Source organism: Methylobacter sp. BBA5.1, from assembly GCF_000746145.1.
GTDB classification, from domain to species: Bacteria; Pseudomonadota; Gammaproteobacteria; order Methylococcales; family Methylomonadaceae; genus Methylobacter; species Methylobacter marinus.
In genome coordinates, this window is sequence record NZ_JQKS01000003.1 from 86,600 (window position 1) to 111,545 (window position 24,946).

21 protein-coding genes are annotated in these 24,946 nt (G+C 44.7%); 8 read left to right on the forward strand and 13 right to left on the reverse strand.

Annotation, left to right across the window (positions count from 1 at the left end; all coding sequences use genetic code 11):
- Nucleotides 1-58: 58 nt before the first annotated feature.
- Genes pilQ through EK22_RS02590 form a run of 5 tightly spaced genes read right to left on the reverse strand, consistent with a single transcriptional unit; the run spans nt 59 to nt 5,220 of the window.
- On the reverse strand, nt 59-2,383 hold the full coding sequence (pilQ, locus tag EK22_RS02570) for a type IV pilus secretin family protein (protein WP_036247780.1): 2,325 nt from the start codon (nt 2,381-2,383) through the stop codon (nt 59-61).
- A gap of 15 nt (nt 2,384-2,398) precedes the next feature.
- Nucleotides 2,399-2,959 (reverse strand): pilus assembly protein PilP, encoded by a 561-nt coding sequence (locus tag EK22_RS02575; protein WP_020158156.1) that lies wholly within the window; start codon nt 2,957-2,959, stop codon nt 2,399-2,401.
- Nucleotides 2,959-3,585, reverse strand: a complete 627-nt coding sequence (locus EK22_RS02580; RefSeq protein ID WP_020158157.1) for a type IV pilus inner membrane component PilO — start codon at nt 3,583-3,585, stop codon at nt 2,959-2,961. Before EK22_RS02580 ends, EK22_RS02575 begins: the two co-directional genes overlap by 1 nt.
- Complete coding sequence (locus EK22_RS02585) at nt 3,566-4,159, reverse strand: PilN domain-containing protein (protein ID WP_020158158.1); 594 nt, start codon at nt 4,157-4,159, stop codon at nt 3,566-3,568. The genes EK22_RS02580 and EK22_RS02585 overlap by 20 nt, the downstream gene beginning before the upstream one ends.
- Nucleotides 4,159-5,220, reverse strand: coding sequence for a pilus assembly protein PilM (locus EK22_RS02590; protein ID WP_020158159.1), 1,062 nt, complete (start codon nt 5,218-5,220; stop codon nt 4,159-4,161). The genes EK22_RS02585 and EK22_RS02590 overlap by 1 nt, the downstream gene beginning before the upstream one ends.
- A 269-nt stretch (nt 5,221-5,489) precedes the next feature.
- On the opposite strand from EK22_RS02590, the gene EK22_RS02595 reads away from it, so the two are divergent.
- Complete coding sequence (locus tag EK22_RS02595) at nt 5,490-7,853, forward strand: penicillin-binding protein 1A (protein ID WP_369798174.1); 2,364 nt, start codon at nt 5,490-5,492, stop codon at nt 7,851-7,853.
- A gap of 203 nt (nt 7,854-8,056) precedes the next feature.
- On the opposite strand, the gene rpmE is transcribed toward EK22_RS02595, so the two are convergent.
- Nucleotides 8,057-8,257, reverse strand: a complete 201-nt coding sequence (gene rpmE, locus EK22_RS23470) for a 50S ribosomal protein L31 (protein WP_081917738.1) — start codon at nt 8,255-8,257, stop codon at nt 8,057-8,059.
- Between the two features lie 95 nt (nt 8,258-8,352).
- On the opposite strand from rpmE, the gene EK22_RS02605 reads away from it, so the two are divergent.
- Nucleotides 8,353-9,168, forward strand: coding sequence for an exodeoxyribonuclease III (locus EK22_RS02605; protein WP_036247790.1), 816 nt, complete (start codon nt 8,353-8,355; stop codon nt 9,166-9,168).
- On the opposite strand, the gene EK22_RS02610 is transcribed toward EK22_RS02605, so the two are convergent.
- Both EK22_RS02610 and nhaD read right to left on the reverse strand, forming a co-directional pair.
- Nucleotides 9,101-10,453: an AmpG family muropeptide MFS transporter gene (locus tag EK22_RS02610; protein WP_020158162.1), complete on the reverse strand. Its 1,353-nt coding sequence runs from the start codon at nt 10,451-10,453 to the stop codon at nt 9,101-9,103. The two genes, EK22_RS02605 and EK22_RS02610, sit on opposite strands and share 68 nt — an antisense overlap.
- 54 nt (nt 10,454-10,507) lie before the next feature.
- Nucleotides 10,508-11,812 carry a sodium:proton antiporter NhaD gene (nhaD, locus tag EK22_RS02615; RefSeq protein ID WP_020158163.1) on the reverse strand — a complete coding sequence of 435 codons (1,305 nt, stop codon included), beginning with the start codon at nt 11,810-11,812 and terminating at the stop codon, nt 10,508-10,510.
- A 214-nt stretch (nt 11,813-12,026) separates the two neighbouring features.
- On the opposite strand from nhaD, the gene EK22_RS02620 reads away from it, so the two are divergent.
- Both EK22_RS02620 and EK22_RS02625 read left to right on the forward strand, forming a co-directional pair.
- On the forward strand, nt 12,027-13,679 hold the full coding sequence (locus EK22_RS02620) for a nitrite/sulfite reductase (protein WP_020158164.1): 1,653 nt from the start codon (nt 12,027-12,029) through the stop codon (nt 13,677-13,679).
- The gene (locus EK22_RS02625; RefSeq protein ID WP_036247793.1) at nt 13,666-14,118 is read left to right on the forward strand and encodes a DUF934 domain-containing protein; all 453 of its coding nucleotides are present in this window, start codon (nt 13,666-13,668) and stop codon (nt 14,116-14,118) included. The genes EK22_RS02620 and EK22_RS02625 overlap by 14 nt, the downstream gene beginning before the upstream one ends.
- A gap of 679 nt (nt 14,119-14,797) precedes the next feature.
- Here EK22_RS02625 and EK22_RS02630 read toward each other — a convergent pair.
- From EK22_RS02630 to gpmI, 3 genes are read right to left on the reverse strand one after another with little or no spacing between them, the layout of a single operon-like run.
- Entirely contained in the window at nt 14,798-16,120 is a 1,323-nt protein-coding gene (locus EK22_RS02630) for a S41 family peptidase (RefSeq protein WP_036247795.1), read from the reverse strand.
- Between the two features lie 46 nt (nt 16,121-16,166).
- Nucleotides 16,167-17,387, reverse strand: coding sequence for a murein hydrolase activator EnvC family protein (locus EK22_RS02635; protein WP_036247797.1), 1,221 nt, complete (start codon nt 17,385-17,387; stop codon nt 16,167-16,169).
- A gap of 7 nt (nt 17,388-17,394) precedes the next feature.
- A complete protein-coding gene (gene gpmI, locus EK22_RS02640; RefSeq protein WP_036247799.1) occupies nt 17,395-18,939 on the reverse strand; it encodes a 2,3-bisphosphoglycerate-independent phosphoglycerate mutase in 1,545 nt (514 codons plus the stop codon).
- 284 nt (nt 18,940-19,223) lie between these two features.
- On the opposite strand from gpmI, the gene EK22_RS02645 reads away from it, so the two are divergent.
- The 4 genes from EK22_RS02645 to EK22_RS02660 all read left to right on the forward strand — a co-directional run bounded on the left by EK22_RS02645 (nt 19,224) and on the right by EK22_RS02660 (nt 21,575).
- Complete coding sequence (locus tag EK22_RS02645; RefSeq protein WP_020158169.1) at nt 19,224-19,535, forward strand: ArsR/SmtB family transcription factor; 312 nt, start codon at nt 19,224-19,226, stop codon at nt 19,533-19,535.
- 42 nt (nt 19,536-19,577) lie between these two features.
- Nucleotides 19,578-20,027 (forward strand): rhodanese-like domain-containing protein, encoded by a 450-nt coding sequence (locus EK22_RS02650; RefSeq protein WP_036247802.1) that lies wholly within the window; start codon nt 19,578-19,580, stop codon nt 20,025-20,027.
- 71 nt (nt 20,028-20,098) lie between these two features.
- The gene (gene secB, locus EK22_RS02655) at nt 20,099-20,569 is read left to right on the forward strand and encodes a protein-export chaperone SecB (protein WP_020158171.1); all 471 of its coding nucleotides are present in this window, start codon (nt 20,099-20,101) and stop codon (nt 20,567-20,569) included.
- A gap of 7 nt (nt 20,570-20,576) precedes the next feature.
- Nucleotides 20,577-21,575 (forward strand): NAD(P)H-dependent glycerol-3-phosphate dehydrogenase, encoded by a 999-nt coding sequence (locus EK22_RS02660; RefSeq protein WP_036247804.1) that lies wholly within the window; start codon nt 20,577-20,579, stop codon nt 21,573-21,575.
- Nucleotides 21,576-21,785: 210 nt separating this feature from the next.
- On the opposite strand, the gene trmL is transcribed toward EK22_RS02660, so the two are convergent.
- A complete protein-coding gene (gene trmL, locus EK22_RS02665; protein ID WP_020158173.1) occupies nt 21,786-22,256 on the reverse strand; it encodes a tRNA (uridine(34)/cytosine(34)/5-carboxymethylaminomethyluridine(34)-2'-O)-methyltransferase TrmL in 471 nt (156 codons plus the stop codon).
- Between the two features lies 1 nt (nt 22,257).
- Nucleotides 22,258-24,783, reverse strand: coding sequence for a glycogen/starch/alpha-glucan phosphorylase (locus EK22_RS02670; RefSeq protein WP_036247807.1), 2,526 nt, complete (start codon nt 24,781-24,783; stop codon nt 22,258-22,260).
- Nucleotides 24,784-24,946: the final 163 nt, after the last annotated feature.

The window sequence follows — 24,946 nt, forward strand, 5'->3', positions numbered from 1 at the left end:
AAATTTAAATATAAAAAAAGGGGGCATTATGCCCCCTTTTTGCTCCGAGTAGAAGCTATCAATAAGATGATAAGGTGTCCTTGATGATTTTAGGTGTGACAAAAATCAGCAATTCTCTTTTATCGTCTTGATTGAATGTCCTCTTAAACAAGAAACCTATGCCCGGCAGGTCAGCAAAAAAAGGCACTTTATTGGTATCATTATTCATCTCTTCCTCAAAGACGCCGCCAAGCACAACTGTCTCTCCATCGTTCACCTGCACGCTGGTTCTCAGTTCCCGCTTGTCAATCAAACGGTCGCCCAGCTCTGTCACTACTTCGCCTAGAGTGTTTTTGGTGATGTATAGACCCATAATCACACTTCCGTTGGGAGTTATTTGCGGCAATACTCCCAATTGCAACACAGCGTCAACAAATACAGTATTGGTTCCAGTATTTGCGCTTGAAGATAAGTACGGAATTTTGGCACCCTGTTGAATCACTGCCAGACAGCGATCGGAAGTCATGACTCTTGGATTGGAAATAAGTTCGCCACGCCCCTGATCCTGCAGAGCGGATAATTCAAGATTTAGCACATAATCCGCACCTCTCGCCAGAGTCATGCCCAAGGCACCATAAGGGTTAGACGATGTCGCCAGATCCACCAGTGCATCATTCAGCACTCCGATATTGCCATCCTCATCGACTTGAGCATTACCGTTGCCTCGAGTTCCCCGGCCACCCACTGCAAATACTTTACCAGAACCGACTTCAGCCTGTTTCGCAACACCAAACCTTACTCCCAACTCTTTCGCAAATGTATTGGAAGCGATGACTATTCTTGACTCAATCATAACCTGGCGCACAGGGATATCCAGTTTGTGTACCAGCTTTTTTACTTCTTCCAAGCGCTTTGCTGTTTCACGCACAATCAGGGTATTGGTTCTTGAATCGACAACCGCAGATCCTCGAGCGGAGAGCAATATCAATCCATTTCTTGATACTAGATTGTTTTCCATATCTCCAAAACCTTGGCCTTGGTTTTGACCTTGTTGGTATGGATTTTGGAATTGATCTTGGTTTTGGTTTTGGTTTTGGTTTTGGTTTTGGTTTTGGTTGCTACCACTTGACTCAATATCCTTTTTAGTAATACGGGAACAACTGCCAATAGTATTAGCATCCTCACCATATAATAAGTTTCTAAAGTCCTCTGCCTTAGCATAATTGATTTTAAGATATTCAGTCACGAGAGGCTCTAACTGCTCAACCACAGTCTCCGTCTTCTGTTGCTCTTCCTTATATTTCTTGATCTTGCCCACGGGCGCTATCAGGGTGACATTGCCCGTCTCGTACTTTTCCAGATCCCTAGTCATCATGATAAAGTCCAACGCCTCATCCCAAGGCACATCATCCAATTTTACAGTAACAGTTCCAGTGACATCGTCACCGGCAACTACATTCTGCCCGGTAAACTCGGCCAGAACAGCAATGACACTGCGCACATCAATTTCCTGGAAATTCAAGGACAACCTGTCACCTGTGTACTTCGCTCTTTTGTTATCAATTACCTCTTTTTCCTGAGCGGTTAACGGTCTGAATTCCACCGTCAGTAATCCTTCAGACTGAAAAAGTGAATAATCATAAAGACTATTTTGCAGCGACACTGTAATGGTCGATTCATTATTCGATGAAACCGCATTGATAGATTTAACCGGTGTTGCAAAATCAGAGACATCAAGCTTTTTCGCCAAATTGCCGGGTAGCCGTGTATTTAGAAAACTGATGACAACTTTTCCGCCTTCCTCTTTGCTGTTAACAATAGTATTAGGATTGGCCAAGGAAACCAGTATACGTCCTTCACCTTTATCTCCCCGCTTGAAATCCAAGCCGCTGATAGCCTGCTCGGGCATTAAACTGGAAATCACGGATGTTGTCGGTTTTTTTACAATAGGACCGGATCGATCTGGAACTACCGCTTTTGCATTGGTTAAGGTAAGCAGCATCTTATTGCCGACGATTTGGGTATCAAACGATACAGGCTCTGCCAGATTGACAACCACACGCACTCTATCAGCCGCTTCCGCTATATAAACGTTACGTGCCGCTCCCTGATTGATTGGATACGATTTTTTATCCAGTGCATTTTTTACGCCCGGAAAATCCAAGGCGATTCTCGCGGGGTTATCCGTGTGAAATACTTTAGGCTCAATCGCTGTGCCGCTCATCTCCAGTTGTATCTGTAACTTATCCCCGGCCAAAGTAGCGATGTCTATTCCCTGAATAGACACATTACCGGCTCTCGCACATGCAATTTGGAACATAAATAACAATAAGCCCAAGCCAATATGCGCCCATAGCGATAGTCCCATTTTATTCAACATAATGCCGCTCTGTTTATTATTCATTTTTTATCCTCGAAATCATTCTGACAATGCTAAGGTAGCAGCTTGTTCACGCCACGAGCCCGGTTTATCCGGAACGATTTCCATCAATTCAATTTTATCTTCAACTATCCTTATAATTTTTCCGTAATTCTTACCTACATGATTTCCAACCTGAACGCGATGAATTGTTCCGTCACTCGCTTTTATCAACCCCCACAAATTTGACTTCATAACCACAGTACCCACCATTCTTAAACTGTCGAGAGAGAATGCTTCCAGCTCTTCTTTTCGACGGGAAGTATCAGGCCTTATACCACTCCCCGTTCCAACATCAGGCCCTTCTACCTGCTCCGTCTGCTCAAGCGGCTTGAACGGATCCCGCAATCCCTCCGGTTTAAAGATGAAAGGTTCCACAACCTTAATCTCGGGCAATGGCTCTATAGGGCCTTTAGGCCTGGCCTTAACATCGGAGATATAGCGGCTTAAATCTGAAAAATCCTCATTTCCGCAACCTGTTAACAGAGCGATAAAAACTGCGCAGCCTAGGTATAGCCCAGCCCGCCCGCTAGTCAATAACGGTAAACTTTTGCGCTCCATTACTTTTTCCCCCGTCTTTTCTTAACCTTACCCGTTGAGGGCGCTTGATTAACATTTTCGTTATAGGTTTTTATCGTTGCTTTCATCAACATAGCACCAGATTTATCTTTATCGACAGGATTAATGTTGACATCATGCACGGTAACGATTCTAGGCAAAGCAGCCAAACCGCTTACAAACAATCCCAATTCTTCGTATTTTCCTATTACCTCAATATTAATCGGCAGCTCTGAGTAAAAATCCTTATTCACGGCTCCTGCCGGTTTAAACAGTCTAAACTCCAGGCCGCTTGCCAATCCTGTTTGTGAAATATCGATCAGCAAGCTTGCGACTTCTTCCTTAGTAGGCATTTGTCTAAGCATTCCTTGCAACGAAACTTCAATTTGAGCCAGTTGATCTCGATAATCCTGAAGGTTTATGGCTTTTTTTTGTTTTGTTTCAAATGTGGCTCTTAATTCCTGCTCTTTCTGCTCAATATTTTCAAGCTCAGTTAACTGATCAACGGTATCGTAGTAAACACCTCCACCTGCGACCACAATGCATACCAGCAAAGTTATTGCCGCCTTGACGGGCAATGGCCATGTTCCTGCCGCATTAAAATCCCAATTAATTTCCGACAGATTCATTGCCTACCTCCCCATTTTCCGCTTCGGCCTTTTGTTTACCCTGTTTTGCACGCATGGTGAAATCGCTTAACTGCTCAGAATTAGATTTGTTCTTTGACTGAATCACATCAAGTTTAGGTATTTGCAGCCAGGGAGACTTGTCTATGGCTCGCATGAAGGCGGAAACTCTCGCGTTTGATTGCGATTTACCGTTAAAAGTCAGGCTTGATGCAGCCTGTGTGAATTTGGTAAGAAAAACGCCCTCAGGTGTCGTTCGTGCGACTTCATCAAACAAATGCACAATTTCCGGACGGCTTTCCTGTAATTTCTGAATCACATCGATTTTGGCCAGCAGTTTATGTTTTTTCTCTTCAATATCCTTGATTTCCTTAATTTTTTTATCCAGCAATGCTATTTCATCCTGCAGCATTTTATTTCTTCGCTCTTGATAGTCTTTCAGACCTTCAATATAGAAATGAACCATCCCGAGAATAGCAATCGTAGCCAAAACCGATAAACCAATTGCCGTGATGAAATCCTGTTTTTTCTGTCTGCGCAGCTCTTCGCGCCAAGGGAGTAGATTAATCTTTGTCATTAGTCAAAACTCCTTAATGCCAATCCACAGGCGATCATCATTGCAGGTGCATCATTGCTTAGCGCCTGCGGCTTTACCCTATTTGACAAGGCCATGTTAATGAAAGGATTAGCGATATACGTTGGCACACCTAGACTTTGCTCAACCAGCTTTTCCACGCCGGGTATTGAAGCGCAACCGCCAGCAAGAATGATGCTATCAATCCCCCTGTTCGCACTTGATGAAACAAAAAACTGCAGTGATCGAGCAATTTGTTGCACCATAGCCCTTTTGAAGGGGTCAAGTACATCAGTGGTATAATTATCCGGCAGTCCGCCATGCTTTTTGGCCAAGCCCGCCTCTTCATAAGACAAGCCATATCTGCGCTGGATTTCTTCAGTCAACTGCCGCCCACCGAATCCTTGTTCTCTTGTATAAACGGTGCGGCAGTCATGGAGAACATTCAAAGTAGCCATCGTTGCCCCCATGTCGGCGATAGCAATGGTCTGCCCCTCTATTGAATCGGGCAATTGATCGGCGAGCAACGTAAATGCGTTTTCCATTGCAAATGCTTCAACATCGACCACTTTGGCTTTTAATCCCGCTTTTGCTAATGCCTCCACTCGATCATCCACATTTTCTTTCCTTGAGGCGGCCAGCAGCACATCGACCATTTCCGGATTATTTTCATTTTCACCCTGCACTTCGAAGTCGAGATTCACTTCATCGAGTGAATAGGGGATATACTGGTCGGCTTCAACCATGATCTGCTCTTCCATTTCATCACTGGTTAATGAAGCGGGCATTGTTATAATTTTCGTCATAACAGCAGAACCCGCAACCGCCACAGATGCTTGCTTGAGTTTTGATCCGGATAACTTTAAGGCAACTTTAATCGCATCGGATATAACATCAACATTCGCGATGTTTTTATCGATGACGGCGTCTTGTGGTAACGACGCTACCGCGTAGTTCTCAACTCGGTAACGAGCCCCAACCCTGCTCAATTCCAGTAATTTTACTGCCGCTGTACTTATATCAATACCAAGGACAGCATTCTGTTTTTGATTAAACCAGCTCATGTATTAACTCTTGAAAAACTTGATAATGAATATGTTGCATAAATTGAAATGCCCGTCTCTTGTATCTATAGCTGTCGAAAAACTAATTACCAAAAAAGTATAGTAGTGTTTTTTATTTTGATATTAAAAATGCCCAAATTATTTGTGTGATGTGTGATAGGTTGCACTATACTCGGGCCAAGAATGCTACAGTCGGCAGCTAACCAGAAGATGTTGTTATTTTCAGAAGCTATAGTTCAATTAACCGTAAATTGTATTCAGGATTACTTGTGACTATAAAAATGGTGTGCAGAAAAATTTTGAAGGGGCTGATTGTTCTTTCCATAACAGCCAGCGCATGTGTGGCAATTGCCGGTTACTTGCTGTATCAAAGATTATCAACAGAACTGCCGGATATAAAAGCATTACATAATGTTCAATATCAAATTCCTTTAAGCATTTACAGCAAAGACAATTTCCTGATTGCTCAATTCGGTGAAAAAAAGCGCACCCCGATTAGCCTCAATAAAGTGCCTCAACGGGTTATTAATGCTTTCCTGGCTGCCGAGGATGAACGCTTTTTTGAGCATCCAGGTATCGACTATAAAGGCTTGTTGCGAGCTGCCATACAACTTGCCTTGACTGGCAAAAAAAGCCAAGGTGGCAGCACTATTACTATGCAGGTGACGCGCAATTTTCTGCTCAGCAGAGAAAAAACCTATATTCGGAAATTAAAAGAAATTATTCTGGCGCTAAAAATAGAAAACGAATATCCGAAAAGCAAAATCCTTGAGCTTTATTTGAACCAAATCTATATGGGCCATAGAGCTTACGGCATAGCCGCGGCTGCCCAGACTTATTATGGCAAGACGTTGAATGAGCTTACGCTTGCTGAATACGCGATGATCGCCGGTCTGCCAAAAGCCCCGTCAGCCTACAATCCAATCACTAATGAGGCGCGTGCACTGCAAAGGCGCAATTATGTCTTGCGGCGACTGCTTGAGCTGAACCACATAACGCAACAAGAGTTTGACAACGCAGCCAAGCAACCGTCAACTGCAAAATTGCAATACATCTCGCCTGACATTTCAGCCCCCTATTTAGCTGAAATGGTCAGGCAAAAACTTTTCGATAAATATGGCGAAAAGGTCTATACATCGGGTTTCAAAGTCTATACAACGATAGATGCGTCATTGCAAGCGTCTGCCGATCAAGCGCTTAGAAATACATTGCATGCGTATGATGAACGTCATGGATACCATTCATTGCCTCATGCCAACATTAGCACAAGTAGTTTCAGAGACGCCCCCATTATCGGCGATACGTTACCTGCCTGTATATTAAGCACCACTAACAGCACGGCTACCGCCAAGCTTCAGAATCACGCCATCATCGAAATACCTTGGGAAAATATAAAATGGGCTCAAAATAGCAGAAAGCCTATAAACGCCGGCACAAGCCCAATAAAGCGCTTTTTAGAACCCGGCGACATTATTCGTGTTCGTCGATTACCAAACAATTCTTGGGCATTGACGCAAATACCGGCAGCAGAAGGGGCTTTCGTTTCGATTAATCCGGCCAATGGCGCAATTTTGACATTGTCCGGCGGTTTCGATTTCTTTCGGAATAAATACAATCGCGTAACCCAGGCCAAAAGACAACCTGGATCCGGCTTTAAGCCCATCATTTATACCACGGCACTGGAAGAAGGCTACACCCCGGCCAGCTTTATAAATGATGCGCCCATTATTGTTGATGACTCAAGCCAGGATAACGACCAATGGAGACCTGAGAATTACAATCGGAAGTTTTTTGGGCTCACCAGCCTGAGAACAGCCTTGACACAGTCAAGAAACATTATTTCCATTCGTCTTTTAAAAACAATAGGCATTGAAAAAGCCATTTCAACCGCCTTGCGCTTCGGCTTTACGCAAGAACAGTTGCCTAGAACCCTGTCCCTGGCCTTAGGCAGCGGCTATGCCTCGCCTTTACAGATGGCAAGAGCTTATGCCGCATTTGCTAATGGCGGTTTTCTTATCAAGCCCTATTTTATTGAACGCATCGAATCCCACGAAGGCAAAGTCATTTATCAGGCAAAACCTAAAATTGCCTGCTCTTCATGCGATAGCAATCAGGAACTCGATAAAGCCTACGCCCCGCGAATTATTTCACCCCGAATCAATTTTCTTATGAATTCATTGCTCAGAGACGTTGTTCAACGCGGTACTGCGACACGTGCAAAAGTTCTGAACCGGCAGGATCTTGCCGGCAAAACTGGCACAACAAATGACCATAGGGATGCCTGGTTTAACGGTTACACACCATCCATCGTGGCGACAGCATGGGTCGGATTTGACAACTACTCGCCTTTAGGAAATCGTGAGACGGGCGGAACCACGGCTTTACCGATGTGGATAGAATTTATGCAGACAGCCCTGAAAAACACGCCTGAGTCTCCCTTTGACGCACCGGAGGGAATAGTTAAGGCATTTATCAACCCTCAAACAGGACTGCTAGCGTCTGAGGAGAGCCAAAATGGAGTATGGGAATTCTTCCAGGCAGAGCAAGTCCCCAACAAATCCTCATCAGTATTTGAAGATTTCCCTGCCGAATACGGGGAGCCTAATGAGAAACCAATTGAAATTTTATTTTAAGCCTACAAACTTAAAACTGGGGCCATACAAACCCCAGTCTTTAGTGCATTACCAATCATAGCGCCATGCTCGCTCGCACGGATTAGCCGTATTACCGCCATCCCCAGCTGTTGAGCAATCCTTCATTGATAACGCCCAGAAATAATCCGACGCTTCAGAAATTATCGGATTATATAGCTGGCAAAACAAAAAATCTGAAAAATTTATTTTCCGTATTTCTTACGGAATTTATCGACACGACCTGCTGTATCGACGACACGTTGTTTACCTGTATAAAAAGGATGACATGAAGAGCAAACCTCTATTTGCAAATCACCTTTTAATACAGAACCGGTTACAAATGTATTACCACAACCACATGTTACGGTAATTTGTTTATATTCAGGATGAATTTCTGGTTTCATATCACTTTCACATTACCCATGGATGGGCTACATACTTATTGAAGAACCCCGTATAATACGTTTTTCATTCAAAATCCGCAACTCAATTTATACACATGCGCATTATCACATTAAATGCTAACGGCATTCGCTCAGCTGAACGTAAAGGTTTTTTTCAATGGCTGCACCAACAAAATGCCGAATTTGTTTGTATACAAGAAACAAAAGCCCAGTTTTATCAATTAAACCCCGAGCTTTTTTGTCCTACAGGCTATCATTGCTTCTATCATGATGCTCAAAAAAAAGGCTATAGCGGCGTAGCGCTATATAGCAAAAAGCAGCCCGATAAAATTATAAGAGGGATAGGCTGGCCGGATATCGACGCAGAAGGCCGTTTCATTGAAGCACAATTTGGCAAGCTCAGCGTTATATCACTTTACCTGCCATCGGGCACATCCGGTGAAGACCGACAAGCCATCAAGTTTAAATTCATGGACCGCTTCCTGCCTTATTTACATGAATGCGCACAAAGCGGCCGGGATTATATTATCTGCGGCGACTGGAACATTGCACACAAAGAAATTGACTTGAAAAACTGGCGGGGTAACCAGAAAAACTCAGGCTTTTTACCGGAAGAAAGGGCTTGGCTGACTCAATTATTCGCCACCAACCACTGGCTGGATGCCTTCAGACTGATTAACCAGGAAGCCGAGCAATACACTTGGTGGTCCAACAGAGGACAAGCCTGGAAAAAAAATGTAGGTTGGCGCATTGATTACCAGATCATTAGCGCCTCACTCAAAGACAGAGTGAACGCAGTATCAATCTATAAAAATGAACGCTTTTCCGATCATGCGCCGCTTATCATGGACTATGACTACGAGCTTGAGTCAAGCGTTGATGACGCATCAATAAAAGCACCAGAACTATAGCCGGCAACCCTACGACCGACGCATAAATAAAAAAAACATAATACCCATAAGCGTCAACAATGATGCCAGATAAGCCGCCTAAAAGCTGTGCCGGCAAGGTCATCAAGGAACTGAATAGCGCGTATTGAGTGGCAGTGTATGAAGTATTCGTCAAACTGGAAAGATAAGCAATGAATACCGATGTTGCTATACCGCCACTTAAATTATCAGCACTTATTACGCCTGCCAATAACAATAAATCAGGCTCACTGATCGCTAAAAACGCAAACAACAAATTCGTACCGGCCACTATCACCGCCCCTAATAACAAAGGCCGCATAATGCCGTATCTCGCCACCAATACGCCACCCAGGGTCGCACCGGCAATGGTCATAAAAAAACCGAAAATCTTACTGATTTCCGCAATCTCTTTTTTGCTAAAGCCCAAATCGAGATAAAACGGATTCGCCATAACCCCCATCGTGATATCGCTCATTTTATAAACAGCAATGAGCATCAGAATCAACAATCCGACTGCACCGTTACGACTAAAAAACTCCACAAAAGGACTCAAAACAGCATCAGAGATATTCGAAAGTAAACGCTGCCTGATATTCAGGCGTTTTTTTACAGCCGGCACCGACTCAGGCTTAGTTTCTAACAACTTTTCGGTTTTTATCTTTTTATGCTCAGGCTCACTGAGACAGAGTGTCGCTACGACCCCCACAATCATGGAGCCTGCCATGGCAAAGTAAGCCGATCTCCAACTGGTATAAGCCGCGATATAAAAAGCCCCTGCACCAGATATCAACAGCGCAATCCGATAACCCAAAACATAAGTTGCCGCCATTGCGCCTTGATATTCAGGCTTGACAGCCTCAATGCGATAGGCATCAATCACCACATCCTGCGTGGCCGAGCAAAACGCCACCCATACGGCAAATAAAGCAATCTGCTGCAGCTGTGTGTGCGAATCCGAACTGGCCATTCCAATCAGGCCGATCATAATCCCCACTTGAGCAAGAAACATCCAGCTACGTCTTTTGCCTAATACCCGGGTAAAAAAAGGCAACGACAGCCTGTCAATAACAGGCGCCCAAAATACTTTTATTGAATAGGTCAGACCTACCCAACTAAAAAATCCGATAACAGAACGAGTCACTCCTTCATCTCTTAACCAGGCTGATAACGTAGAAAAGACCAATAGAAAAGGCAGCCCAGCAGAGAAACCGAGGAATAACATGCCCAGCACGCGAGGCTGGGCATAAATCAAAAAGGCCGAACGCCAACTTTTTTCAGCTGCCATCGGCCTCACCAGAGAGTGAGCACCGCATTAGAAATGCGGTGCCTATTAAGAACATCAACCATTAATCAAGTAATGAACGAAGATACTTCCAACATAACCCGCAGCGATAGCAGGTGTCCACTTCAAATGAGTGAAAAAGGTGTATTTATGATTAGACTGCCCCATTAATGCCACACCGGCGGCAGATCCAACTGACAACATAGACCCCCCCACACCAGCAGTTAAGGTAACCAATAACCACTGATACAGATCCATATCCAGATTCATGTTCAGTACTGCAAACATAACAGGAATATTGTCAACAATCGCCGAGATTATCCCCACTAATATATTAGCGGTTGTCTGCCCCAAACCGTCATATAAAGCACCAGACAGCAACTCAAGATATCCAATATAGCCCAATCCGCCAACAGCAAATACGACACCAAAGAAGAAGAACAAGGTATCCCATTCAGCTTCACGCACTTTATCGAAAATATCAAAAGCTTGGCCTTGAGACGAATACAGCACATTGATGCGGTATCCATATATCATCAATGCAGAAAGTCCCACCATCATGCCCATAAAAGGCGGCAAATGCAGAATCTGATGAAAGCTTACCGCGGTAACGATAGTTAACAGGAATAAACCACAAACCTGTACCGCCCCCGGTTTTAAAAACACCGCCTCCTCGCTAGAGGCTTTCGGCTGCTCATCCGGTACGGCAAAATACATTATTGCAGCCGGAACGCCATAATTTACCGCCGAAGGTATGAACAGTTTGAAGAAATCAAAGAACTGAACATATTCCGCCTGCCAGACCATCAAGGTAGTAATATCGCCAAAAGGACTGAAAGCACCGCCAGCATTGGCCGCAACAACAATATTTATGAAGCCGAGACTGACAAACTTCGGATTATCAGCCCCTACCGCCATGACTACCGCCCCAACCAGCAACGCAGCGGTAAGGTTATCGGCGACAGCGGATAAAAAGAAAGTGATCACACCGGTAATTATAAACAGCTGACGGTACCCGAACTGCTTTCTTACCAACCACGATCTTAAGGCCTCAAACACATTCCTCTCAGTCATTGCGTTGATATAAGTCATCGCAACTAAAAGAAACAGCATCAATGCGCCGTACTCTTTCAAATTATATTCGAAAGCCTCATGCATATCTTTGGCCGAAACACCTGCTTCAGATGCCAACACCGCGGCATGCGCCCAAATAATGCCAGCCGCCAAAATAACTGGCTTGGATTTACGCAAATGGGTAAATTCCTCCGCCATAACAAAGCCGTAGGCAATAATAAAGATCAGAACAGTATAAATACCGCGCTCTGTTCCTGTCAGCCCAAGCGTTTGAAAATCGGCCGCCATCGCCATTTCAGGCAACACCGACAACGACAATAGAACAAATAAAAACCGCAACAAAATAACCCCCTAATTTTTCTTGTGTTTAACTAAACAATCACTGACCAAATTTTAACCGGCAATAGTATCACTATATAATAATCTTTGTCATTTTAAGACTTGCGGTATATGATTATTAGCCGTGAATACTCGCCTGACAGGCATAACCAGTACAACATCTATGTATCAGTATAACGAAGACGACCAAACACTTATTGAAGAACGCGTAGCCCAATTCAGACGGCAGACCGAGCGTTTTTTAAAAGGCGAAATATCGGATGATCAGTTTCGTGCGTTGAGGTTAATGAATGGCGTTTACATTCAAACTCACGCCCCGATGCTACGAATAGCCGGACCGTATGGCTTGCTTGCCTCCAGGCAATTTCGCAAACTGGCCCATATTGCCCGTAAGTATGACAAAGGCTATTGTCATTTTACAACTCGGCAGAACATCCAGTTTAACTGGCCACAGCTGGAGAAAATCCCCGATATTCTTGAAGAATTGGCCAGTGTTCAAATGCATGCCATCCAGACCAGCGGCAATTGCCTGAGAAACACAACTTCGGATCATCTGGCCGGTGTCTGTAAAGATGAGATTGAAGATCCTCGCCCTTACTGTGAAATTATCCGGCAATGGACCACCTTGCATCCAGAGTTCGCCTATTTGCCGCGCAAATTCAAGATTGCGGTCAGCGGTGCCTTGCTTGACCGGGCCGCCACTCAATTTCATGACATAGGCTTGCATTTAGTCAAAAACGATGCCGGTGAAACAGGCTTTCAAGTACTGGTCGGCGGCGGTCTGGGCCGCACCCCCATTATCGGCCAGATAATAAGACCCTATCTGGAAAAGAAGCACTTGCTGTCTTACTTGGAAGCTATAGTACGCATTTACAACCTGTACGGACGCCGTGACAATAAATATAAAGCACGGATCAAGATTCTGGTTAAAGAAACCGGACTGGAAGAATTTACCCGACTGGTTGAAAACGAATGGCAACTGATCAAAGATAACCTTGAGCTCAGCCCCGATCGCATTAATGCGATAAAAGCCCAGTTTACCCCTCCCGCCTACGATTCGACTTCCGCGGAAGATACTAGCTTTGCACAGCGCCAACTGGAAAACCAAGCGTTTGCCACCTGGGTTAAACATAATACTGTTGATCATAGAGTACCAGGATATCGTATCGTCTTTCTATCACTTAAGGCGCAGGACTCCCCTCCTGGCGACATGACCGACACGCAGCTCGATGCGGTTGCCGACCTGGCCGATCAATACAGTTACGGGCAGATCAGAAGCACCCATAGACAGAATCTGGTCTTCGCCGATGTCAAACAAGCCGATCTGTTCTCACTATGGCAAAAACTGGAGACATTAAAGCTGGCCACGCCCAATATTGGTACCGTAACTGACATGATTTGCTGCCCTGGCCTTGACTTTTGCTCGCTGGCCAATGCCGGCTCTATCGGTATTGCTAAGGAAATTAACGAAGCCCTTGACAACATGGACTATATTCATGACATAGGGGACGTAAAAATCAATATGTCGGGATGCATGAACGGCTGCGCCCACCAAAGCGTCGGCCATATTGGCATACTGGGTGTTGATAAAAAAGGCGCTGAATGGTATCAACTGACACTCGGCGGCTCCTCGGAAAACGAAGCCGCGATTGGCGAACGATTAGGGCCGGCTGTTGCCAAAGATCAAGTAACCAAGGCAGTGACGACTATTCTTGACGTTTATATCAAACAGCGTCTGGACGACGAATCATTCCTGGACACGGTAAAACGGGTTGGAATCACCCCATTCAGAGAAGAAGTCTATGCAGATAATTAAAGACAAGCAGATCATCGATGATAACTGGAGTTATGTTTCTGATGATGAAGAATTAAGAGCCGGAAACATCAGCGTTTCACTCGCTCGTTGGAAAAAAGACAAACAGCAATTACTGCATCACGACGGAAAATTAGGCGTTAGACTTGAGCCTTCCGATTCGATTGACGAAATTGCAGAAGACCTGAAAGAAATTGAATTAATTGAACTGAATTTTCCTGCCTTTACTGACGGACGAGCATTTTCTCATGCATGGCTGCTTAGATCTCGCCATCATTATACTGGCGAAATCCGAGCAACAGGGCACTACATGCTAGATCAATTATTTTATTTATCGCGTGTCGGCATCAATGCATTCAAGCTTGAAAAAGCTGAAGAACTGCCTGTTGCGCTCTCTACCCTTAATGACTTTACAGTTAGTTATCAAAAATCCATTAATTAAATCATACCGCCAAGGTGTGCTTCATCGCACACCTTGTTCTTTATTCGTCAGAATACTCTGAACATTGCCGCTCTACAGGCATTCTCATCCCAGAACTTCAGTATTTAGATTCTACTCAAATAGTATTTCTCATAATCAGTCTAAAATTTATAATTCATAACCGATTGTTTTATAAAGCATATTGTGTATGACAATATGCGATTTAATAAAAATTGACCGGACATAGGTGAGCCTGAATTCAAATCAAGTGCAAGGTTTTTTGCATAATTGATCCAAAAACCTTGCACTTAAACACTGATTTTTACAATATTTACAAGTGAAAACAATTGCTTATACTTTTTGAGTAAGCTCTATTTAACTGAGCGCATATCTGGCCCAATCCGAACATTTTTAAGCGTCCATAATCGCTGCTTATCGCATAGCGAACTGACTGGTCGGTCCGCGCGCCAGCTCTGAGGCTTTCAAGACGACCGCCAAGCGTCGCTGGAACCGGATAGTCTGAAAGCGAAGGCAACAAGGCTTACATTTGGCGGCAAATCAGTCGGTTACCTGCGCCCAATAAAACCTGTAATAGATTGATGAAAATTCCTACCTGAATCATCGCCATAAAAAAAACCCACTCTCCTGACACATTCTGCCTGAAGAGCGGGTTTCAGAATAAAGAACCGAGATATAACGATTATTTATGCATGATACTGATGCCTTTCAATAGTGTTAGCGCCTCGTGCAACGCATAATCCTTGAGGTCCAGGGCCTCTTTATCTTTATCCATCTGCTGGACGTCTTTTTTTGCATCATCTCGCTTATTGCCATTCGACAAATGATGTGACAAATCTGACTCCTTAACAGGTGTGAATTCCGATTTATCCAATGATTCCAGCTTGACACGAGCTAAGGTGATGTCCGGCTCAATGCCCTCGGCTTGTATGGATCGCCCTGAAGGTGTGTAATATCGAGCAGTAGTTAGCTTAACCGCGGCCCCATTACTTGTCGGCAATATGGTCTGAACCGATCCCTTGCCAAACGATTTCTCGCCTATAATCACGGCTCGTTTTTGATCCTGCAAAGCCCCAGCCACAATTTCCGAAGCCGATGCCGAACCGGCATTAATCAAAACAACAATCGGTGCCCCATCAATCACATCGTCTGGAGATGCGTTGAATCGCATTTCAGAATTTTCAATGCGCCCTTCGGTATAAACAATAAGCCCGCTTTTGATGAATGCATCGCTCACTTCCACTGCCGCATTTAATACACCACCAGGGTTATTTCTTAAGTCCAGCACCAACCCTTTTAAATTGCTCGAATTTTCCTTTTTCAACTCGGCAATAGCTTCCTTGAGGCTTTCTCCAGTTCTGGACTGAAAACTACTGATGCGCACATAGCCATAATCTTTTTCCAATATCCGGCTTTTTACGCTTTTAACTTTTATTATGTCTCTGATTATGGTTAATTTCAGAGGCGCTTCTTCCCCTTCTCGTACCACCGTGAGCAAAATTTTGCTGCCCGGTTCGCCCCGCATGATTTTAACCGCATCATTTAAAGACATGCCTTTTACAGGCTGATCATCAAGCCGGACAATTAGGTCTCCGCTCTTTATGCCCGCTCTTTGCGCAGGCGTATCGTCAATCGGTGAAACCACTTTAACAAAACCGTTTTCCATGGTTACTTCTATGCCTAGGCCACCAAACTGCCCTGTAGTACCCTCCTTTAATTCCTGATACTCTTCTGCAATCAAATAAGCAGAATGAGGGTCAAGCCCTGTCAGCATGCCTCTAATAGCATCTTCCAATAATTTTTTATCTGAGACTGGCTCTACATAATCCCGCTTGATCCGGCCAAAAATTTCTGTAAATGTCCGCAGGTCTTCAAATGGCAGCGTTTCCGTATCGGCTACACCCCCTCCATTATCCCGATCAGCAAAGACACTGCCACAGGTGCCTACAAAAACACCCAGCATAATGCCCAGGAACAAAATAAAAATACTTTTCTTTTTTAGCATGTATCTTAAAACCCCGAATACGATTTCCTAAAATATTGTCTAATGACTAACCAACATGATCCTGGTTTACTTTCCGGCACCACTCAAGAGGATCGACCGGCTTGCCTTGCCTGCGTATTCCAAAATATAGCCCGGGTTGGCTACGCCCGCCACTTTGTCCAACGGAAGCAATAACTTCCCCTGCCTCTACCCATTCACCAACTCGCTTGTAAAGACTCTGATTAAAAGCATACAGGGACATATATCCCTTACCATGATCAATAATCGTCAACAATCCATAACCTCGGAGCCATTCCGCATAGACCACTTCCCCCCTAGTAACAGCATGTATTTCGGCCCCCTCTTGAGCATCGATTAATACACCATCCCAAAGGGCTTCCGAACGTGGACTGCCAAACTTCTGCGCCAGCTTTCCCTCAACTGGCCAAGGTAATCGGCCTTTAAGCGTAGAAAAATCCGCCTTAGTTTCGTTATCATCCTTGTCTTTACCAAGAACCCGAAGACCGTCTTCATCCGTGACCGACTCTGCCGACTCGGTTTCAAGAGAAAAATCATCGGAACTTCCATTCTGCAATGAGGCAATCAGAGCCATTAGCTCATTTTCGCTGTCTTTTAAACTGCTCAATCGCTGTTCATTTGAAGAAAAGTCCCTATCTAATTGCGACAGTACTTCGCTTCGTTGCTTTCTGACACTAACCAATGCTAATTGTTCTGCCTTTTTTTGTTCCAGGTTTTGCTCTAAAAGTTCAGTTTCTTGCAGTTTTTGTTTATCTAATTGACCCAAATGGTTCATAGCATCCTCAATATCAGCCAATCTCCTTAAGCGGGCCTTATTAAGATAATTATAATATACCATCATCCGGCTCGATAAGGCGGGATCTTGCTGATTGAGCATTAGCTTCAACTTTTCCTTTCGCCCCATTGCATAAGCTGCTTTTATCTGGCCAGCCAATTCTTGTTTATGCTTTCTCACCTCATCTTGATAGTGCTTTATTTCCGCTTGAGTCTTGCTTAGATTCTGCCGCTTCTGGTTAATTTGTTCTTGCAAATCTTTCAATAGAGCAACAGTTTTGCCATATCTTTTTTCAATGCCTGCCAGCTGAGCAGTTAATGCATCTTTTTTCTGCTGAATACGCTCCAAATTTTGTTCAACGGATTTAATATCCGACCGAATTTCTCCCAGCTCCTTACTTTTTTGCGAGACACCAGCAATACCCTGATTTATAAATGCACCCAGCAAAAAACAAAAAACTATCTTTTTTCTCATTCAAAGACTAAACAGATCCAATAAGCGATCTACCGGTCATTTCAATCGGTTGTTCAATACCTAAAATCGCCAACATGGTTGGTGCCAGATCAGACAATCCGCCACCCGAAGCTAATGGTTTGTCGCCGCCGACATAAACCAGGGGCACCGGATTTGTGGTATGCGCGGTATGAGGCTGCCCTGTTTCTTTATCAATCATCTGCTCAATATTGCCATGATCGGCGGTCAACAACAGACGTCCGTCCACTTTCAGCAACGCATCGACTATTCGCTGCAATGAGGCATCCACTGCCTCCACTGCCCTGACGGCGGCATCAATCACACCGGTGTGACCCACCATATCGCAATTCGCATAGTTACAGATAATAACATCGTATTTCCCGCCAGTGATGGCATCGACTAAATGGTCGGTCACCGCCCCAGCACTCATTTCAGGCTGCAGGTTATATGTTCTGACTTTAGGAGAAGGGACCAATATTCTGTCTTCGCCGGGAAAAGGCGTGTCTATGCCGCCGTTTATGAAAAAAGTAACATGGGCATATTTTTCGGTTTCTGCCAGCCTTAACTGCGTCATGCCCAGATTGGACAACACTTCTCCCAAACCATTTTTTATATCAAGCGAGGGAAAAGCCACATCATAATCAAAGTCCTGATGATATTCGGTTAAAGTGGCAAAATACCCTTTGTGGGGCTCTTGAGCTCTGTCAAAGGCTTCGAAATGTGTTTCCGTTAATGCCCGACAGATCTCACGTGCGCGATCCGCACGAAAATTCATAAAAACAATCGAATCCTCGGGATCCAGAACCACGGCTTGATGTTCGGCATCCCAAATAGCGGTCGGAGACACAAACTCATCAGTTTCCTCTCTGTTATAAGCGGCCTCCAAGCCTTCCATTGCCGAATCAGCATAAAAGCTTGCTTCTCCTTTCGCGATTAAATCATAAGCACATTTTATGCGTTCCCACCGATTGTCTCTGTCCATGGCATAAAATCGCCCGGTAATTGAAGCTATACGGCCCACACCTACTTCAGCAAATTTCGATTCCAGTAACTGCAGCGATGACATGGCACTCTTAGGCGGAACATCCCGTCCATCCAGGAATGCATGCATATAGATTTTGCTCAAGCCGCGTCTGGCAGCCAATTCAACCATCGCTACAATCTGCTCTTCATGGCTGTGTACGCCGCCAGGCGATAACAACCCCAGAATATGCAAAGCCTTGTTTGACTCTTTGGCCTTATCAACGGCTCGACAAAGTACAGAATTTGAAAAAAAACTACCGTCTTTTATGGCATTATTGACTAAAGATAAATCCTGTGGAACATACCGACCGCTTCCTATATGAAGATGACCGACCTCCGAATTTCCCATTTGACCGTCAGGCAACCCCACTACATTGCCGGAGCAATTCAACAACGTCATAGGATAATCGCGCTGCAAAGCATCCCAACAAGGCGTATTAGCCATTGCAATCGCATTATATTCTTTGTCCTGCGAGTAGCCGAACCCGTCAAGGATCAGCAACACCAAAGGCTTTGGCCGATTTAACATTCTCTGTTTATCTCCGTACATTAAAGCAAAACTCACATCGATTAATCACGCTTAGAGCAGACATTCGCAAATAGGTTGTTTTAATTCTTCATTACCCAAAATGATTGAAAATAAGGTATCATTTTGTTAGATTTACTGGCTTTTTGTATTTGACAACGAAGCAAAAAATCGTAAGCAAGTCGTTATTATAGTAATACACGTTAACAATAGTTGTGTATAAATAATTCTTCGTGGGTTCTTTTTTTAGAATTAGACTCAGCAACCCGGTAACTTTAAGCAGTCCTATGGAAACTAAAGACGAGTACATTTTATATAATGACCCCGACATAATCAAAGCGGCACGTTGCCTTAAGGCGATGTCGCATCCATTGCGTCTAAAAATATTATGCGTGCTTGGTACGAACTCGGTCAGTGTTCAGGATATTGTAGAACAGGTAGGGACAAGTCAGAGTAATATTTCCCAACATCTGGCAATTCTTCGGGAAAAAAACATTCTCGGCCATAAAAAGGAAGCTAATCGCGTTTATTACTACATTGACGATGAGCGAATGCTGCAACTTATCAAAATGATGCAGGACGTCTTCTGTTCTTCATAAACTGATTTACTTATCATTAATATACTCAACACACCTCAATCCATGGACCGCATCTTAGAATTCATTTTAAATCATTACATCTTATCCCTCGCCCTGGCAGTGGTGACATTTTTATTGATACAAGAACTGCTTGATACGGCATTCAAAAAATTCAAGCCCATTTCGCCTTTATTAGCGGTTGCTAAAATGAATGATAGCGAGACTGTCATCATTGACGTGCGTGAACCGAATGAATTTAATCAAAGCCATATAGAAAACGCTATCAACTCACCTTTAAGTAAATTACCGGAACAACTGGGAAAACTGGAACCTTACAAGAAAAAACCTGTACTGATAGCCTGCCAGACCGGTACGCGAGCAGCCTCTGCCGCTAAAATATTAACCAAGGCAGGATTTGAACAAATCTTCGTTATCACCGGAGGCATGCAATCCTGGGAAGATGACTATAAGCTACCGATAAAAGCATCCGGCAAGAATAAAGCTACCGCATGATTTCGCGGCGGTCGCTTAACAGTCCTATAAATTCCACGACTATCCTTACCAACTTAAATTTATAATTTCTCATGGCCGAAGAAAACAAAACCGTAGAAAAACAATTCTCCATTCAAAAAATTTACACCAAGGATATTTCCTTCGAGACCCCAAATTCCCCTAAAGTCTTTATCGAAAAATGGGAACCTTCCGTCGACTTCAACCTGAGCACCCATGTTGAACCTTTAGAAAATTCACTTTATGAAGTAGCGCTTACCATTACAATCACTGTCAAAAGCGGTGACACAACAGCGTATCTTGTTGAAGTCAATCAGGCTGGCATTTTCGCTTTAAACGGTTTTGACGATCAGGAAATGGGACCGATGGTTGGCAGCTTCTGCCCCAACATTCTTTTTCCTTATGCCCGGGAAGTCGTTTCCGACCTCGTTACAAAAGGTGGCTTTCCGCAGCTGCTTCTAGCACCGGTAAACTTTGACGCTCTATACGCACAACATCTGCAACACGCACAAAATCAAGCCCCTAGCTCTGAAGCCGTCAATTAAACCGAATATGAATAAAAAAATATCTGTTCTGGGCGCAGGCTCCTGGGGAACCGCGCTCGCGATCCTGGCCGCCAGAAACGGCTGTCCAACATTGCTATGGGGACACAATCCAGACCATATCGCGACTCTGGCACGAGACCGACAAAATAGACGCTATCTGCCTGATGCAGCTTTTCCTGAAAGCCTTGCCGTGACATCAGATTTGGCGGAAGTTGCTGCATTCAGCAATTTGATACTGGTTGCCGTACCGAGCCACGCCTTTAAAGATACGCTGATAAAACTAAAGCCTTATGTTACCGATGAGGTAAAAATTGCCTGGGCAACGAAAGGATTTAACCCTCAAACTGGCGCCTTGCTTCACGAGATAGTAGCCGAAGTCTTTTCTACCCAAACACCCGCGGCCGCCATTTCAGGCCCATCCTTTGCTCGTGAAGTTGCAGCCGAATTGCCTACAGCAATCACGATCGCCTCATCTCAGCCGGATTTTGCCAGTCAATTAGCGGATATCCTGCATAGCGGGCGCTTCAGGGCCTATACCAGTTCCGATCTGATCGGCGTCGAAGTAGGTGGTGCAGTAAAAAATGTCTTGGCTATTGCCACCGGCATTGCTGATGGACTCGGCTTCGGCGCCAACACACGGGCGGCCTTGATTACAAGAGGCCTTACCGAAGTAATTCGCCTAGGAATCAAACTTGGGGGAAAACAGGAAACCTTCATGGGACTGGCTGGCCTGGGAGATCTAATTCTAACCAGCACCGACAACCAGTCCAGAAACCGGCGTTTTGGCTTAGCGTTAGGCCAGGGTAAGGACAGAACGGCGGCAACTCAGGAAATCGGCCAGGAAATCGAGGGGGTTTCAGCCGCCAAGGAAACCTTCCTGCTGGCTCAAAAATATGGCATAGAGATGCCTATTACGGAACAGACCTATAAGGTTTTATATGAGGGCTTGGCACCCTTGACCGCCGTACAAAACCTGCTGGCACGCGAACAGAAACCCGAATCCTAATATCGTATTGAAAACATTAGGAAATGAGAAAGCCCTACAAGGAAGTAGGTGCGCTATGTTGGTAAATCTGCCTCCATACACATGTATAAGCCCTGAAAACCCTATACAAATCATCGCCATTTCAACGATTTGAAATCACCGCGCCTTATGTGGCGTTTATCTGATAATACTCTTCGTGATGCGGAGACCTTACCAGAACCCCACACCCTGCTATTTTATTAGTGCCCCTGAAAAAGATAACTGTCTCCAGGCCTCGTACAGGACAATTGAAACAGTGTTGGACAAATTCAGACTCCGGCTCTCCGCTTTCATAGGCAAACACAAACGTCTGTCGGGAACAAGCTCAGTTAAAACAGCATCAGGCAATCCTCTTGTCTCAGGGCCGAACAAAAAAGCATCATGAGGCTGAAAAGCCACTTCACTGTACTGTTTCCGCCCTTTGGTTGTCAGCGCAAATAATCGCTGAGGCTCGACGCTATCCATAAAGGCGGCTAATGAAACGTGCACTTTGACATCAACCCATTCGTGGTAATCAAGTCCTGCCCGCCGCAATTTCTTGTCGCTCAACTCAAAGCCCAGGGGCTCAATCAAATGCAGTTGAACACCGGTATTCGCGCATAAGCGAATAATGTTACCGGTATTCGCAGGAATTTCCGGTTCATACAGAACGATATGGAACATGTTAATCTTGATTATTGATATTGATCGGCGTCAGCTTCCAAATATCGTTATTGTAATCGGCGATCGTCCTATCGGTGGAAAACTTACCACTGGCTGCGCAGTTCAGGATGCTTATGCGGGTCCAATGATCTTTATCGCGATAAGCCTCTTCCACATGATTCTGTGCATTAACATAGCTGCGGAAATCGGCAATGGTCATCCAGGGATCGTGAGGGCTTTTTACCGACGCAATAATATCGTCAAAGATATTCGGCTCGAACTGATTAAAATGCCCAGACTCCAGCAGGTTCATGACTCGTTGCAGATCCTCATCCTGATGGATGATCGAAACAGGATCATAATGGCTGCTCAGCTCTTCGACCTGTTCCTCTGTCAAGCCAAATAAAAAGAAGTTATCATGCCCGACCTCTTCCCTAATTTCGATATTGGCCCCATCCAACGTACCAATCGTTAAAGCACCGTTCATCATGAACTTCATATTGCCGGTACCAGAAGCTTCCTTGCCGGCTGTTGAAATCTGTTCTGAAAGGTCCGCGCCTGGGCAAATTTTTTCCATGGCCGAAACCCGGTAATTAGGCATGAAGATCAGTTTCAATTTATTGCCGATATCGGGATCGCTATTGATGACATGGGCAACATTGTTGATCAGCTTAATAATTTTTTTTGCCATGTAATAACCCGGCGCGGCCTTGCCACCAATCAGTACACACCGGTTTGTCCAGTCTGCCGTATCGCCGCGTTTAATGCGGTCATACAGATGTATAACATGCAGTACATTCAGCAATTGGCGCTTATACTCATGAATGCGCTTTACCTGCACATCGAATAAGGCATCTGCATCCAGTTCCAGATCCAGATCCAGATCCACATCATGTTCCTGTTTCTTGTATTCGATGAGCCTTTTCTTGGCATTTTGCCGCATTTGATACCAACGCTCGCGGAAAGCCTTATCGTCGGCGAGTGGCTTGAGATTTTTCAATAAAGACAAATCGGTCAACCAGCCATCGCCTATGGCTTCAGTGATCAATTGCGCCAGTTCCGGATTGCACGCCGCCAACCAACGGCGAGGGGTTACGCCATTGGTTTTATTATTGAATTTCCCCGGCCAAAGTTCATAAAAGTCTCGAAACAGACCTTGTTGCAACAACTTTGAGTGCAACTCGGCAACGCCGTTGACTGAATAACTACCAACTATCGCCAGATAGGCCATCCTGACCTGTTGTTCTGGACCTTCTTCAATCAAAGACATACGCGCCAAGCGGTCTTTATCGCCGGGCCAGTGAGCCGATACTTCCGCCAGAAAATGGGCATTGATATCAAAAATGATCTCCATTAATCTGGGCAACAACTGCTTGAACAGACTGACCGGCCATCGTTCCAGGGCTTCCGGCAGCAGCGTGTGATTAGTATAGGCCATGGTATTGCGGGTAATATTCCAGGCATCGTTCCAGTTCAACCCATACATATCTATCAGTAGGCGCATCAATTCGGCGACCGATATACTCGGATGCGTATCGTTTAACTGAAAACAGTTTTTCGCTGCGAATTCGGAAAAATCATTGCCGTGCCGCCCAACCCAATTGGCAATTACATCCTGTAAACTTGCCGAAGCCAGCAGGTATTGCTGCCGCAAGCGCAAAGCCTTGCCGTTTTCATTGGCATCGTTCGGATACAGCACCATGGTTATATTTTCAGCGGTGTTCTTGGCAGCAACTGACTCGGCATAATCACCGGCATTAAATTCCTGCAAATCAAACTCTTCCGTTGCGGTTGCCTTCCATAAACGCAATGTATTCACTGTGCCATTGCGATATCCCGGTATCGGCGTGTCGAACGGAACAGCCAATATATCGTGCGTGTCGACCCAAGAGACTTTTTTATTGCCATGCTCATCAATATGCGTCTCCGTGCGGCCGCCAAACTTGATGCGATGCGTATATTCTGGACGCTCAATCTCCCAGACATTGCCGTTACGCAACCAATGATCCGGTTTTTCCACCTGTTCACCATTAACGATGTCTTGGGAGAACATGCCATATTCATAACGCAAACCATATCCGGTCACAGGCAATTGCAAAGTTGCACAACTATCGATAAAACAGGCCGCAAGTCGTCCCAGGCCACCATTGCCGAGACCCGCATCAGGCTCGCTATCAATTAACTCCTCGAGTTCCAGCCCCAACTCATGCATGGATTGCTCTATGACATCGTTGATGCCCAGATTCAGCATGGCATTGCTTAATGTCCGCCCCATTAGGAATTCCATAGACAAATAGAACGCTCTTTTGCAATCCTCTTCCCTATAAGCGTTATAAGTCTTCTTCCAGCGTTCGATGAGCCGGTCACTGACGACCATGGCCAGCGCTTCATAGGCATAATGCGGTGACCTGCAATTTTCGTCTCGACCGAGTCGGTGTCCATAATAATGTTTAAAATCGGCCACTAAGTGTTCTTCATCCATTCCTAAACCTGGAAGTGTAGTAATTGCGGAGTTGGGTTTACTTTTTTTGAAACTGCTATGCGGCATAATATTTAATAATGGAAGAGTTTATATGAAATTGATGTTACCTATTAAACACATCATGATCAAGCCCCAGCCCCCAGGGCATGGTTACCTCAGATATTTCCAGATTAATAATGTCCCGACGCGTTATTTAAGAAAAAAGGCTGAAGAAATAACTAACATGTCA

Excerpts from the sequence above, each read along its gene's own strand:
- EK22_RS02645 (WP_020158169.1), top strand. The coding sequence starts at position 19,224 with ATGGAAACTAAAGACGAGTACATTTTATATAATGACCCCGACATAATC.
- EK22_RS02670 (WP_036247807.1), bottom strand. The coding sequence starts at position 24,783 with ATGCCGCATAGCAGTTTCAAAAAAAGTAAACCCAACTCCGCAATTACT.
- EK22_RS02610 (WP_020158162.1), bottom strand. The coding sequence starts at position 10,453 with ATGGCAGCTGAAAAAAGTTGGCGTTCGGCCTTTTTGATTTATGCCCAG.
- nhaD (WP_020158163.1), bottom strand. The coding sequence starts at position 11,812 with ATGGCGGCCGATTTTCAAACGCTTGGGCTGACAGGAACAGAGCGCGGT.
- EK22_RS02620 (WP_020158164.1), top strand. The coding sequence starts at position 12,027 with ATGTATCAGTATAACGAAGACGACCAAACACTTATTGAAGAACGCGTA.
- EK22_RS02590 (WP_020158159.1), bottom strand. The coding sequence starts at position 5,220 with ATGAGCTGGTTTAATCAAAAACAGAATGCTGTCCTTGGTATTGATATA.
- EK22_RS02575 (WP_020158156.1), bottom strand. The coding sequence starts at position 2,959 with ATGGAGCGCAAAAGTTTACCGTTATTGACTAGCGGGCGGGCTGGGCTA.
- EK22_RS02625 (WP_036247793.1), top strand. The coding sequence starts at position 13,666 with ATGCAGATAATTAAAGACAAGCAGATCATCGATGATAACTGGAGTTAT.
- EK22_RS02635 (WP_036247797.1), bottom strand. The coding sequence starts at position 17,387 with ATGAGAAAAAAGATAGTTTTTTGTTTTTTGCTGGGTGCATTTATAAAT.
- trmL (WP_020158173.1), bottom strand. The coding sequence starts at position 22,256 with ATGTTCCATATCGTTCTGTATGAACCGGAAATTCCTGCGAATACCGGT.
- EK22_RS02650 (WP_036247802.1), top strand. The coding sequence starts at position 19,578 with ATGGACCGCATCTTAGAATTCATTTTAAATCATTACATCTTATCCCTC.
- EK22_RS02660 (WP_036247804.1), top strand. The coding sequence starts at position 20,577 with ATGAATAAAAAAATATCTGTTCTGGGCGCAGGCTCCTGGGGAACCGCG.
- EK22_RS02605 (WP_036247790.1), top strand. The coding sequence starts at position 8,353 with ATGCGCATTATCACATTAAATGCTAACGGCATTCGCTCAGCTGAACGT.
- rpmE (WP_081917738.1), bottom strand. The coding sequence starts at position 8,257 with ATGAAACCAGAAATTCATCCTGAATATAAACAAATTACCGTAACATGT.
- EK22_RS02580 (WP_020158157.1), bottom strand. The coding sequence starts at position 3,585 with ATGAATCTGTCGGAAATTAATTGGGATTTTAATGCGGCAGGAACATGG.
- EK22_RS02585 (WP_020158158.1), bottom strand. The coding sequence starts at position 4,159 with ATGACAAAGATTAATCTACTCCCTTGGCGCGAAGAGCTGCGCAGACAG.
- gpmI (WP_036247799.1), bottom strand. The coding sequence starts at position 18,939 with ATGTTAAATCGGCCAAAGCCTTTGGTGTTGCTGATCCTTGACGGGTTC.
- EK22_RS02630 (WP_036247795.1), bottom strand. The coding sequence starts at position 16,120 with ATGCTAAAAAAGAAAAGTATTTTTATTTTGTTCCTGGGCATTATGCTG.
- secB (WP_020158171.1), top strand. The coding sequence starts at position 20,099 with ATGGCCGAAGAAAACAAAACCGTAGAAAAACAATTCTCCATTCAAAAA.
- pilQ (WP_036247780.1), bottom strand. The coding sequence starts at position 2,383 with ATGAATAATAAACAGAGCGGCATTATGTTGAATAAAATGGGACTATCG.